General features: G+C 64.4%; 11 protein-coding genes. 4 read left to right on the forward strand and 7 right to left on the reverse strand.

All coding sequences use genetic code 11. The features are described 5' to 3' along the window. Positions 1–90 precede the first annotated feature (90 nt). The 3 genes from AC07FD_RS26635 to AC07FD_RS26645 form a co-directional block, all read right to left on the reverse strand. Positions 91–1,731: an ABC transporter substrate-binding protein gene (locus AC07FD_RS26635; protein ID WP_478352269.1), complete on the reverse strand. Its 1,641-nt coding sequence runs from the start codon at positions 1,729–1,731 to the stop codon at positions 91–93. Positions 1,732–2,038: 307 nt separating this feature from the next. Further along, the gene (locus AC07FD_RS26640) at positions 2,039–2,302 is read right to left on the reverse strand and encodes a hypothetical protein (protein ID WP_478352270.1); all 264 of its coding nucleotides are present in this window, start codon (positions 2,300–2,302) and stop codon (positions 2,039–2,041) included. After that, the gene (locus AC07FD_RS26645; protein ID WP_478352271.1) at positions 2,280–2,552 is read right to left on the reverse strand and encodes a DUF4242 domain-containing protein; all 273 of its coding nucleotides are present in this window, start codon (positions 2,550–2,552) and stop codon (positions 2,280–2,282) included. Before AC07FD_RS26645 ends, AC07FD_RS26640 begins: the two co-directional genes overlap by 23 nt. A 215-nt stretch (positions 2,553–2,767) precedes the next feature. Between AC07FD_RS26645 and AC07FD_RS26650 the strand changes: the two genes are divergently transcribed. Beyond that, a complete protein-coding gene (locus AC07FD_RS26650; protein WP_478352272.1) occupies positions 2,768–5,362 on the forward strand; it encodes an ATP-binding protein in 2,595 nt (864 codons plus the stop codon). A 53-nt stretch (positions 5,363–5,415) separates the two neighbouring features. Here the strand turns inward: AC07FD_RS26650 and AC07FD_RS26655 are convergent, their stop codons facing one another. After that, entirely contained in the window at positions 5,416–6,420 is a 1,005-nt protein-coding gene (locus tag AC07FD_RS26655) for a cytochrome d ubiquinol oxidase subunit II (protein WP_478352273.1), read from the reverse strand. A gap of 10 nt (positions 6,421–6,430) precedes the next feature. Continuing rightward, complete coding sequence (locus AC07FD_RS26660; RefSeq protein ID WP_478352274.1) at positions 6,431–7,792, reverse strand: cytochrome ubiquinol oxidase subunit I; 1,362 nt, start codon at positions 7,790–7,792, stop codon at positions 6,431–6,433. Positions 7,793–8,061: 269 nt separating this feature from the next. Between AC07FD_RS26660 and AC07FD_RS26665 the strand changes: the two genes are divergently transcribed. Next, positions 8,062–8,988, forward strand: coding sequence for an ABC transporter ATP-binding protein (locus AC07FD_RS26665; RefSeq protein ID WP_478352309.1), 927 nt, complete (start codon positions 8,062–8,064; stop codon positions 8,986–8,988). Next, positions 8,985–9,746: an ABC transporter permease gene (locus tag AC07FD_RS26670; protein ID WP_477280725.1), complete on the forward strand. Its 762-nt coding sequence runs from the start codon at positions 8,985–8,987 to the stop codon at positions 9,744–9,746. Before AC07FD_RS26665 ends, AC07FD_RS26670 begins: the two co-directional genes overlap by 4 nt. A gap of 13 nt (positions 9,747–9,759) precedes the next feature. On the opposite strand, the gene AC07FD_RS26675 is transcribed toward AC07FD_RS26670, so the two are convergent. Further along, complete coding sequence (locus AC07FD_RS26675; RefSeq protein ID WP_478352275.1) at positions 9,760–10,797, reverse strand: phosphatidylglycerol lysyltransferase domain-containing protein; 1,038 nt, start codon at positions 10,795–10,797, stop codon at positions 9,760–9,762. A 349-nt stretch (positions 10,798–11,146) separates the two neighbouring features. On the opposite strand from AC07FD_RS26675, the gene AC07FD_RS26680 reads away from it, so the two are divergent. After that, positions 11,147–12,337 carry a flavin-containing monooxygenase gene (locus AC07FD_RS26680; protein WP_478352276.1) on the forward strand — a complete coding sequence of 397 codons (1,191 nt, stop codon included), beginning with the start codon at positions 11,147–11,149 and terminating at the stop codon, positions 12,335–12,337. On the opposite strand, the gene AC07FD_RS26685 is transcribed toward AC07FD_RS26680, so the two are convergent. After that, the gene (locus tag AC07FD_RS26685) at positions 12,329–12,553 is read right to left on the reverse strand and encodes a hypothetical protein (RefSeq protein ID WP_379094209.1); all 225 of its coding nucleotides are present in this window, start codon (positions 12,551–12,553) and stop codon (positions 12,329–12,331) included. The genes AC07FD_RS26680 and AC07FD_RS26685 overlap by 9 nt on opposite strands. Positions 12,554–12,683 lie beyond the last annotated feature (130 nt).

The raw sequence follows: 12,683 nt of genomic DNA on the forward strand, positions 1-12,683 counted from the left end.
ACACTCCGGATAGTCGCTCATCCGTCGCCTGCGGCGACACCTTCTCCCACAGGGGGAGAAGGGAAGATCGCGCTTCACTCTCGGCCTGGCTCACCCCTCGATCCACACCTTCTCAAAATGCTGCTCCAGCGCCTGGTGCTGTTCGCAGCCTTCGATGCCCTTGCGGTAGGTGCGGTAGACCGAGCGCCAGTAGGGCTGGATGATGATGCCGGAGTCGCGCAGGTTCTGCTCGATCTCGGCCATGATCTCCTTGCGCGCCTTGGCGTCGGGCGTTGCCAGCGCCTTGTCGAGCAGCGTGTCGAAATCCTTGTTGGCGTAGGCGCTCTCGTTCCAGGCGGCGCCGGATTTGTAGGCCAGCGCCAGCACCTGGACGCCGAGCGGCCGGCCGAGCCATTCGGTGCAGGAGAAGGGGTATTTGCTCCAGTCGTTCCAGAAAGTGGCGGCCGGCAGCACGGTGCGCTTGATCTTCAGGCCGGCCTCGCGCATCTGCGCGGCGATGGCGTCGCCGGTGCTCTTTTGCCATTCGACATCGACCGAGATGAGCTCGAATTCGTGGTCGGCCTTGCCGGCCTCGGCGAGCAGCTTCTTCGACCCTTCCAGGTCACGCTTGGCCGGGCCGATATCGGCATATTCGGGGTGCATGGGCCCGACATGGTGGTTGTCGGCGGGTTTTCCTCGCCCGTCGAGGCCGAGCTTCAGCACGGCCGAATTGTCGACGGCGAGCTGGGCGGCGCGGCGCACCCTAGCGTCGTCATAGGGCGCGTTGCCGACATTGAAGCGGGCGACGATGGTCGAGCCGGTGGCGATCTCGGAATTCTTCAGCCCCATCTTGTCGGTCTGCGAGACGGCATCGGAAGCGGTTTCGTGGTCGGTGTCGATCTCGCCGGATTCGAAGGCCGACAGCATGGCATTGGGGTCGGAGCCGTAGTCGACCCATTTGATGCCGTCGAGCCAGAACTCGCCCTTCCACCATGGCTTGTCCCGGCGCTTCACCTCGGCACCGGTCTCGGCATCCCAGCTGACCAGCTCGCAGGGGCCGGTGGTGATGGCCAGCGCCTTCAGGGGATCGCCGTCGCCCTCATAGGAGCGGTGCATGATCAGCGCCGGATAGTCTGCCATCCCGGCGATCAGCGAGATGTCGGGTTTGGGCAGGTTGAGCTTGATGGTGAAGTCGTCGACCTTGGTGATGCCGCCGTCGACAAGCTTCTTGGTGTCGGCGTTGACCAGCGCGCCCATGCGCGCGGCGACCGAATTGCCGGCCACGGACGCGTCGCACCAGCGGGTGAGGTTGTGGACGACATCGTCGGCGTTGAAGGCATCGCCGTTCGACCAAGAGATGCCCTTGCGCACGTGCAGCGTGAGCGTCCTGGCGTCGTCGCTCGCCTCCCAGCTTTCGAGCAGCCAGGGTTCGAAGGAGAAGTCGGTGTTCCAGCGCACCAGATATTCGTTGCAATGGCGGGCGACGTTCGACATCTCGACGCCGTCGAAGGTGCGCGGGTCCTTGAAACCCTTGACGTTCATGGCGACGCGCAAGGTGCCGCCGCGCTTGGGCTCGGCGGCGCGGGCCGGGGTGGCGACGAGGCCGCCGAGCGCCAGCGCGCCGGCGGCGCTGACGCCAAGGCCGGCCATCAGCGCGAGATATTCGCGGCGGTTGATACCGCCCGTCCTGAAATCGTCGGCGACGGGTTTGGCCCGGGGGTGCAATTTCCGGTCGGTCAGCATGAATTTCATCGTCGTTCCCTCTTGTTGGGCGCCCCGGCCGGTCGACAGACGCGGGGGCGGACGCGACCGCCGGGGCGCCATTGCCTGAGAGGCGGATGATAAAGCGGGGTGACGTAGCGGAGTGTTCGGTTTTCCGCAGTGATTGTGCGGTGCTCCGCAAGGGGGAGGCCGTCTGAAAATGGCGAAAGCGAACGCGACAGCCAATCTCCCCCCTTGAGGGGGAGATGTCCGGCAGGACAGAGGGGGGCGCCTCGCGCCTGTGCGTCCCTTGCGCCACGCAAACTCCAGCATCGGCGTCTGGTCGACTGCGGGGTCTTCAGCGATCCCACCGGTCGTAGTCTCGCCAGTCCCGCCGCGTCTGCCGTTCCGGCAAGCCGATATCGTGCCTCAGATGGTCGCTTTCCGGTGGCAAGCGGCGCTTGCCCAGCAGTTGCGCGGGCAGCTCCAACGCGATCCGCCATAGACGGCCGGGCAAGGAGGGCGCGCGGCCGCTGTTTGCCATGGCCGCGACACCGGCCGGCATGTCGCCATTGCCGCCTCGAGCGATCGGATCTTCATCAGCGATAAAAGTAGGGTTCAAGAACCCTCACCTCCGTGATCTTGTCGACCGGCAGCGAGTTCATCTGGGCGGTGCTGCGGATCGCCTCCGGCGAGGGCGCGTCGTAGACGCAGAAGGTGTGCTTCTTGTCGGGCGACACGAAGGACTGCACCCAGGTCACGCCTTTCTCCGCGTTGCGCATGATGACGCCGCCCAGCGCCTCGGCGCCGGCTTCGTTCATCGGCACGTTGAGGCCATCCGGAAATGTACGTTCAATCAGGTAACGGGGCATGGGAGGCTTCCCTTTCCATTGCTTCACGCTCGATTTTGAGCGCGGTTGGACAAAGATCACGCTCGCAAAGAACGCGCATCGGAGCCTTTCCCTATGTTTGGCGGGACGATTCCCCATGTTAACGACGTTCAGTGCTCGAGCCACAAAGCAGATACCGACCCGGGCTATCCTGGCGGTCGAGCTGGGGTGGCGGCAACCGGGATCACCATGAGCGAATGACGATGCTTCTGGAACGGCAGCCACAGCTGGCGCAACTGGACAATCTTCTGGCGGAAGCCGCGCGCGGCCGTGGTCACGTCGCGGCTTTGTCGGGCGAGGCGGGTGCCGGCAAGTCGACGCTTGTCGATGCCTTCGTCAGCGGTGCCGGCCAGGAGGCGCGCATCTTCCGCAGCGCTTGCGAGGACCTGTCGATCCCCGATCCGCTCGGGCCGCTCTACGATCTTGCGCGCGACGCGCAATGGGCAATGCCGCAGGCGGTCGACGCCCGGCAGGGACAGCGGCTGCCGCTGTTTTCCGACGCGCTGGATGTCTTCGAGGCGAGGACGGGCGTAACGCTGCTGGTGATCGAGGACCTGCACTGGGCCGATGACGCGACACTCGACTTCGTCCGCTTTCTCGGCCGTCGCATTGCCAACACCCATATCCTGCTGCTGGTGACGGCGCGTACCGATCGCAGTGAGGGGCAGATGCGCGTGCGCCGCGCACTGGGCGAAATCCCGTCGAGCAGCGTCGCGCGCATCGACGTGCCGCTTTTGAGCGAGGCAGCGGTGCTGTCGCTCGCCGATGCGGCCGGTCGCGACGGCGATGCCATCTACCGGGCCACAGCCGGCAACGCCTTTTTCGTCACCGAACTGTTGAGCGCCGAAAATGAAACAGCGCTGCCGGCCAGCGTGCGCGATGCGGTGCTCGCGCGCGCCGAACGCCTGTCGGCCGGCGCCCGCTCGATGCTCGACGCGGTGTCGGTGTTCCCAAGACGGGCCGACGCTTGGGCCCTGCAGGGCCTGTGTGGCGTGGCCAGCGCTGGCCAGCTTGCGGAATGCGTCTCGAATGGGCTGCTGGACGATCTGGGCGACGGCTATGCCTTCCGGCACGAAATCGCCCGCCGCGCCATCGAGGCGATGCTGACGACAAGCCACAGAAGAGAGTTCAACCAGCGCGCCCTGACAGCGCTGCTCGAAAAGCGCGACATTGCCACCGCGCGTCTGGTGCACCATGCGGTCGAGGCGCACAATCTGGAGGCGGTGCGCGAACTGGCGCCGGTCGCTGCCCGGGAGGCTTCCCGCATCGGCGCGCATCGCGATGCCGCCGGCTACTACGAGGTCGCCTTGCGACAGGCTGACGGCCTGCCCATGGAAGAGCGCGCCGGCCTGTACGAGAACTATGCCTTCGAATGCCACCTGATCGGCCGGATCGCCGAGGCCATCGAGGCTCAGCAGCAGGCGCGCGCTCTGCAGCGCGCCCTGGGCAATACGCTGAAGGAAGGCGACAGTCTCAGATGCCTGTCGCGTTTCGCCTATCTGATGGGCGACCGTGAGGCCGCCGATCTGTTTGGCGCCCAGGCGGTCGCGTTGCTGGAGACCGCACCGGCCGGGCCGGAACTGGCCATGGCCTACTCCAATCTCTCGCAGCTGGCGATGCTGGCCGAAAGGCTCGACGAGACGTTGTCGTTGGGCGACAAGGCGATCAGGCTCGCCGAACAGGTGGATCGGCCGGACATCGTCTGCCACGCGCTCAACAATGTCGGCGCTGCCGAACAATGGCTGGACCTGCCCAGCGCGCGGCTGCACCTTGCCCGCAGTCTCGAAATCGCGCTCGAGCAGAATTTCCAGGAACACGTGGCGCGTGCCTTCACCAATTGCGCCTGCAGTGAAATGAACCAGTTGGACTACAACCAGGCTCAGTCCTTTCTCGATCGCGGCATCGACTATTGCGTCGAGAACGACCTGGCGACCTGGCGTGACTACATGCGCGGCGTGCGGGCGCAGTTGCTGCTGCGTTACGGACGATGGGACGAGGCGGCTGCCGAAGCGCTGGAAGTCGTCACCAACGACCATGCAGCCGCGTTGGTGCGCTATCCCGCCTTGGTGGCTCTGGCGAAATTGCGCCTGCGCCGCGGCGATCCTTCAGCCGAGCCGCTTCTGGCGGAAATGAAGCGGTTTCTCGAAAAGGGTGCTGAGCTGCAGAGGCTGCTGCCCTATGCGGCGGTCGTCGCCGAACAGGCATGGCTGGGCGAGGCGGAAGAGGACGAGGCGCTGCGGCTGATAGACCTTGCCGAAAGCCTTTCACCGAAGCCTGCGGTCTTTGCCGAACTGGCCAGCTGGCGGCGTTTGCTGGTGCCGGCGATCGGCCCAGGCGACACGTCGGGCATGGCCGCGCCCTACCGGATGCTTCTGGAAGGCGACTGGCAAGGGGCGGCGGATTTGTGGGCCGCGATGGACGCTCCCTTCGAACGTGGGCTTGCCCTGGTTCAGGGCGATGAGGCGGCGCAGCGCTCGGCGCTCGAGATATTCGAAAACCTCGGCGCCAGGCCGGTCGCCCAGCACGTGCGCGACCTCATGCGGCGAAACGGTGTCAATCACATCGCGCGGGGACCGCGCCGCACCACGCGCGCAAACAGCGCCGGGCTGACCCTGCGCCAGATGGAAGTGCTGCAACTGATCGAGCGCGGCTTCTCCAACAAGCGGATTGCCGACCACCTCGCCATTTCGCCGAAGACGGTCGACCACCACGTCTCGGCGGTTCTGGGAAAACTGGACGCCATCTCCCGTGGCGAAGCCACGGCTGCGGCACGCGACTCAGGCCTGATCTGAAGCACCGCGCCTGCTTGATCTGCAGGAAGGCCACTGGCGACCGGTAAGGGCCGTCAGTCGTAGGTCAAATCCGTCGCCTTGCCGCCGAACACCCGGTAGGCATAGAACGAATAGAAGATGATGACAGGCAGCACGACCACCGTACCGGCCAGGATGATGGCCAGGCTTTCCGGCGCAGAGGCCGCCTGCCAGATGGTCAGCCTGTCGGGCACCACGAATGGATAGAACGACCAGGCAAGACCGGCAAAGCCGAGCGCGAAGATGGCGGCCAGCGTCAGGAACGGCGTCAGCGAATGGCGGTCGTCGGGCCTGGGCAGATGAAAGGTCTGCCGCCACAGCCACAGGAACAACAGTGCCGACAGGATCGGCAGCGGCGACAGATAGAGCATCGCGGGAAAGACGAACCATTTGTCGAAGATGCGCGGGCTGGCGAACGGCGTTGCCAGCGACACCGCGGCCATGCCGAGCGCGGTCAGCACAAGGGCGGTGCGCAACCAGCGCACGGCCTTCTTCTGCAGATCGCCCTCGGTCTTGTAGATCACCCAGGCGGCACCCATCGCCGCGTAAGCCGCGGCAAGGCAGAGCGCCACCAGCACGCCGAACGCCACGCCGCCCGGGCCGACATCGAGGCCGAGCACATAGACGCCCAGCATATAGCCCTGCGCCAGCGAGGCGATGACCGAACCCAGGAAGAAAATACGGTTCCAGCGATGCTTCTTGCCGCTCGGCACCTTGGCGCGAAAATCGAAGGCGACGCCGCGCAGGATCAGCCCGACCAGCAACACGAACACCGGGATGTAGAGCGCGGTCAGGATGACCCCATGCGCCAGCGGGAAGGCGACCAGGAGCAGGCCGACGGCCAGCACCAGCCAGGTCTCGTTGGCGTCCCAGAACGGACCGATGGCCGCGACCATCGTGTCCCGCTCGGTGTCTTCGGCGGCGGCGAACAAGATGCCGATGCCGAGATCGAAGCCGTCGAGTATGACGTAGATCAGGATGGCGAGGCCCATCAGGCCGGCGAAGATCAGGGGCAGCAGGGTTGGCCAGTCGAAGGTCATTGTCTTCTCCTCACTCGCCGGCCGCCGGCTGCGACAGGGCTGCGTTCATCACGCCAGGCAGCGGCGATGAATCGCCGTCCTTCGCCGCCTTCAGCGCCAGGTGCACCAGCACGCCGAGATAGGCGATCAGCAAAAGCACATAGAGGATGAGGTAGATGGCGAGCGTCAGCGCGACATGGCTGCCCGCCACCGGCCCGACCGCGTCGGCGGTCTTCAGCACGCCGGTCACCAGCCAGGGCTGGCGGCCGATCTCGGTGGTGTACCAGCCGGCCAGCGTCGCCAGCCAGCCCGACAGCGCCATCGGCACCATCAGCATGGCGAGCGGCCTCGGCAGGCTGTGCCGGCGCTTGAGGAAGAAGGCGGCCGACCAGGAAACCGCAAGCATCAGCAGTCCCGTGCCGACCATGATGCGGAAGCTCCAGAAGATCGGAAAGACCGGCGGATGGTTGCCTGGATAGTCGTTCAGCCCCGGCACCACGCCGCTGGTGCGGTGCCGCAGCACCAGGCTGGCGCCGTCGGGAATGGCGATCTCGAACCTGTTTTCCTTCGCCGCCTCGTCGGGCAGGGCGAAGAGCACCAGCGGCACGTTGGGGCCGGTGTTCCAGTTGGCCTCCATGGCGGCGATCTTCTGCGGCTGGTGCTCCAGCGTGTTCAGCCCGTGCTGGTCGCCGGTGAAGATCTGGATCGGGATCAGGATCGCCGCGGTGAAGACGCCGGTGCGCAGCGCCTTCCACATCGATTCCGAGCGGTCGCCATAGAGATAGCGCAGCGCCGACAGGCCGGCGATCAGGAACGACACCGTCAGGCCGGAGGCGAGCAGCATGTGGACCAGCCGGTAGGGCATCGACGGGTTGAAGACGATCGCCCACCAGTCGACGGCGTGCGCGACGCCATCGCGTATCTCGAAGCCGGCCGGCGTCTGCATCCAGGAATTGAGCGCGATGATCCAGAACGCCGAGAGGGTTGTGCCGCCTGCCACCAGCACCGTCGCCAGCGTGTGGATGCGGTTGGAGACGCGGCGGAAGCCGAACAGCATGATGCCGAGGAAAGCCGCTTCGAGGAAGAAGGCGGTGAGGATCTCGTAGGCCAGCAGCGGCCCGGCAATGTTGCCGACCTTTTCCATGTAGCCCGGCCAGTTGGTGCCGAACTGGAAGCTCATGGTGACGCCCGACACCACGCCCATGGCGAAGGACAACGCGAACACCTTCACCCAGGTGAAATAGGCACGCATCCAGGCGGAATCGTTTGTCGCGTTGTAGCGGAGCTTGAAGAACAGCAGCACCCAGCCAAGCGCAATGGTGATCGTCGGAAACAGGATGTGGAACGAAATATTCGCGCCAAATTGCATGCGCGACAGGATGAGCGGGTCCATGGTGGGCTCCGGCTGCTTCTAATGTGGCAAGAATAAGCCCGTCGCGCCTGTCGGTCAAAGCGGCGTCCCGCCGCGAGGCGGAACGCCGCAGCGCCCGGGCAAGATGACGCATGCGTGCTGCTGCCGTGTCGGATTGCAACCGCCGCCGGCCCGCACTGGCCGGCCTGCGACGACTGTCGAGAACTGTCAGCAGCGGCGTCGACTTGCGGTTGCACGCACTGACATTCAGCCTATATCAGGGGACCTCCCTCAAGCAGCCGTTTTCAGCCATGCCCTCCATCCTGTCCATTTCCGGGGTCTCCAAGACCTACGCCACCGGCTTCACCGCGCTCAAGGAAGTCAACCTCGAGATCGAGCGCGGCGAGATCTTCGCGCTGCTCGGCCCCAACGGCGCCGGCAAGACGACGTTGATCTCGATCGTATGCGGCATCGTCAATCGTTCGTCGGGCACCGTCACCGTCGACGGTCACGACATCAACAGGGACTACCGCGCCGCGCGCAGCCTGATCGGCCTGGTGCCGCAGGAACTGACCATCGACGCCTTCGAGAGCGTCTGGGCGACTGTCAATTACAGCCGTGGCCTGTTCGGCAAGCCGGCCAACCCGGCCTTCGTCGAGAAGGTGCTGCGCGATCTGTCGCTATGGGAAAAGAGGGACGCCAAGGCGATTACGCTCTCGGGCGGCATGAAGCGCCGGCTAATGATCGCCAAGGCGCTGTCGCATGAGCCGCGCGTCCTGTTCCTCGACGAGCCGACCGCCGGCGTCGATGTCGAACTGCGCCAGGACATGTGGGCGATGGTGCGTCGGCTGCGCGAGGACGGCGTCACCATCATCCTCACCACCCACTATATCGAGGAAGCCGAAGCGATGGCCGACCGCGTCGGCGTCATCAACCGCGGCGAGATCATCCTGGTCGAGAACAAGGCCGAACTGATGCGCAAGCTCGGCCGCAAGCGCCTGGTGATGGAGCTGCGCAGCCCGCTGACGGCCATTCCCGATACCTTCTCGCGCTATGCGCTGGAGCTGTCGCTGGATGGCGGGCAGCTGACCTACACCTATGACAACCAGGCCGAGCGGCCGGGCATCGCCTCGCTGATCCGCGATCTCGAGGCCGGCGGCATCCAGTTCCGCGACATCGACACGCAAAACAGTTCGCTCGAGGAGATCTTCGTCAATCTGGTGAGGAGAGAGCCATGAACCTGCGTGCGGTATGGGCGATCTACCGGATGGAAATGGCGCGTGCCTTCCGCACCGTGCTGCAGAGCATCGTCTCGCCGGTCATCTCCACGTCGCTCTATTTCGTCGTCTTCGGCTCGGCCATCGGCTCGCGCATCACCGAGATCGACGGCATCAGCTACGGCGCCTTCATCGTGCCGGGGCTGATCATGCTGTCGCTGCTGACGCAGTCGATCTCCAACGCCTCCTTTGCCATCTACTTCCCGAAATTCGTCGGCTCGATCTACGAGCTCCTGTCGGCGCCGGTCTCCTATCTGGAGATCGTCATCGCCTATGTCGGCGGTGCGGCGACCAAGTCGATCCTGCTTGGCCTGATCATCCTGGCCACCGCCTCGCTATTCGTCCCGCTGACCATCCAGCACCCGTTCTGGATGGTTGCCTTCCTGGTGCTGACGGCGGTGACCTTCAGCCTGTTCGGTTTCATCATCGGCATCTGGGCGAAGAGTTTCGAGCAATTGCAGCTGGTGCCGCTACTGATCATCACGCCGCTGACCTTCCTCGGCGGAAGCTTCTATTCGATCAACATGCTGCCCGGCATCTGGCGCACGGTGACGCTGTTCAACCCGGTCGTCTATTTGATCAGCGGCTTCCGCTGGAGCTTTTACGGCAAGTCCGATGTCTCGGTCGGCGTCAGCCTCGGAATGACGATCGTCTTCCTGCTGGCCTGCATAGCGATCGTCGCCTGGATCTTCAGGACAGGTTACCGGCTAAGGAACTGACGAATCTCAGATCTCAAATCGCCTTGACCAGCCGCAGCAGCCCCAGCATCTCCACATATGTCCCTTTGCGAAAGGCTATGTAGACCGGCTCCTCGACACCGTGGAAGCGGCGCTTGAACGCCGCCTGGCCTTGCAGGTTGAACCTGCGGCGGTTGACCCATGGCGAAGAGTAGGCGCGCTGGAAGGCATTGCGCCAGAAATCGCTTTCGGCAAACCCGCTCGGGACCACATCGAGCATCGGCGACAGGCCGAGAGTGACTACCGAGATGCCTTGCTCGCGGAAACGGTCGACGGCGAATTTGGTCAGGCCGATCTCGGCGTGCGGCGAGGCGTCGATATGCTTGCGCTTGAACGCCGTGGTGTAGCCGATCACCTTGCCGTCGCGAAACAGCGGGTCGAAGTCGAGCAGTGCGACCAGTCCGCCATCGGGGCCGTGAAGGACGAAACGGCGCATGTCGGTGCCGAGATGGTCGGCGAAGGGGCGGTTGAGAAAGCCCATCTCCCAGCGTTTGACGATGCGGTCGCCGCGCCAGTTTTCGGAAAGCCGGGCGATTTCGTCGAGATGGACGGTCCGCTTGTCCTCGTCGAACCAAAATCCCTTCTTCAACAGCCAGCGCTCGGAATAGCGTACGGTCTCGTTGCGCTTTCCGGAAAAATCATGGTCGGGCAGGTTGAGGCGGGTGTCGATGCCGAGGCGATTGATCTTGTAGCCGAGCCCGGCCAGCACCCGCGCCGTCTCCTCGCCGATCTGCACGAACCACGGGCTGCCGGCGGTTTCGACGAAGCGTCTGATGTAATCGGGCCGCAGCATTGGAGCCACCACGGGATCGCCGAGCACGAAATGGCGCCCCATCTTGGTGCCGAAGGCGATGTAGCCGTCGGCGTCGCCGAAATAGGAAAGCTTGCCTTGCACGGCGGTCGAATAGGCAAGCGAGAAGTCACCATGGCGGCGAACAAGCGCCAGGCGCTCGACATGGGTCAGCCTCTGCCGCGCCACCTTTGGCGCGACGTCCTCAAGGATTTTGTCGAAATAGATCCGCAAGGAGGGCATGGTCGAAATTCCGCGAGCCGCCTACAGCGCCGCGCCCAGGACGCGCAAAGGTGCTGTAACACTTTGATTCTGCGCATGACCCCGGAAATCGACTCGATTTCGGGCATGCACGTGGGGGAATAGCAGAGACCCGCCAGCCCCAGGGCCTCGAATCAATCACATTGCCGCGACCTGATTACCGCTGATATCGCGCATATGCCATATAGTGCGCAATCGCGGACGGCGCATGCTCGAAATTCGGGTTCGATTCGCGATATATAAATCAACCGCAGGATCGAGCCGCCGCGGCCTCCCTTGGCGACCACGGGAAGCGTGGCGTCGGAAGGGTCGAATGGAGATCAAAGAAGGAATGGCTGAAACGACCATCAGACCGGTGACGAACGAACCGGTCGAGCCGGCGATCGTCGTCGGCGCCGGTGCCGCCGGGCTGGCCGTCGCACATGCCTTGATGAACGCCGGCGTGCCCACGGCGATCCTGGAAAAGGAAAGCCGCCTGGCCGAGCCCTGGCACCGGCGGCATCGGCAATTGCATCTCAACACCCATCGCGATCTGTCTTCTCTGCCCGGTCTTGCCTATCCCCAGGGCACGCCTGCCTTTCCGCATAAGACTGTCGTCATCCGCCATATGAATGATTTCAGGGAGGAGAACCGGCTCCCGGTGCAGTTTGGCGTTGCTGTCGAAGAAATCGTCTTCAAGGGCGATCACTGGGCGCTGCTGACCAGCGCCGGACTGCGCCTGGCCCGCCATGTCGTCATCGCCACCGGCCGCGACAGGCAACCCTTCATTCCCGAATGGAAAGGCATGACGGGTTTCGCCGGCCGCATCATCCACGCGGCGGATTTCGGCGACGCACGGGACTATGCCGGCAAGAACGTGCTGGTCGTCGGCGCCGGCAATTCGGGCTTCGATACGCTCAATCATCTGGCCGGCATAAACACGGCCGCCATCTGGCTGTCGGCCCGCAACGGCCCCGCGCTGCTGCCCAAGCGGATCGGCAAGATCGCCGTGCATCGGCTTTCGCCGTTCATAGCGCGCTTGCCCTTGCGGGTCGCCGATGCGGTGATGGCGGCGGCGCAGCGCCTGGTTTTCGGCGACTTGACCAAATTCGGCATGCCGCCCGCGCCTTCGGGTGGCGCCAGCCGCCTGACCTCGGACTATACCGCGATCGCCGCCGATGACGGCGCCGTCAGCGCCATCAAGGCCGGCAAGATCGTTGTGGTGCCGGCGATACGGGAATTCGCTCGCGACGGCGTGATCCTTGCCAATGGCAACCTGATCCATCCCGACATCGTCATTGCCGCGACAGGCTACCGCACCGGCCTGGAGCCCATGGTCGGCAAGCTCGGCGTCCTCGACAAAAAGGGCGTTCCGCTCTTCAACGGCGGGCAAGCCGATCCAAAATTGCCCGGCCTGTGGTTCACCGGCATGCGGCCGAGCATTCGCGGCTGCTTCGCCAACGCCGGCATCATGGCCAAGGCGATCACCAAACGGATTGCCAGTTCCGCTGGCACCTCCGACCAATCCGGCGCTTCACGCTGACTTGGGCTCAAGCCTCCGGAAGCCGACAGCCTCCATCAGCATGTCCTCTTCCACCATGCCGGCATTGTGGAGCGCCAGCAGGGTGAGAGCCAGTTCGCGAGCCTCGGCCGATTCGGGATGCGCTTCGCGGCGCCGGCAGGCTTCGTCGAACACACGTTGCAAGGTGGCGACTTCGGCAGGTTTGAGCAGGCCACGGTCATAAACGGACTTCGGCATGGCAATCTCCTGGTAAAGACCTAGGGCGCCATGTGTAAATTGCCAATCTTTCCCGTGGCTTGAATGATTGACGCAAAAAAAGAGGGGCTTCGGCTCGCCGAAACCCCTCCCTGAGATTGCGGTGCTTGTT

Source organism: Mesorhizobium waitakense, assembly GCF_056431085.1.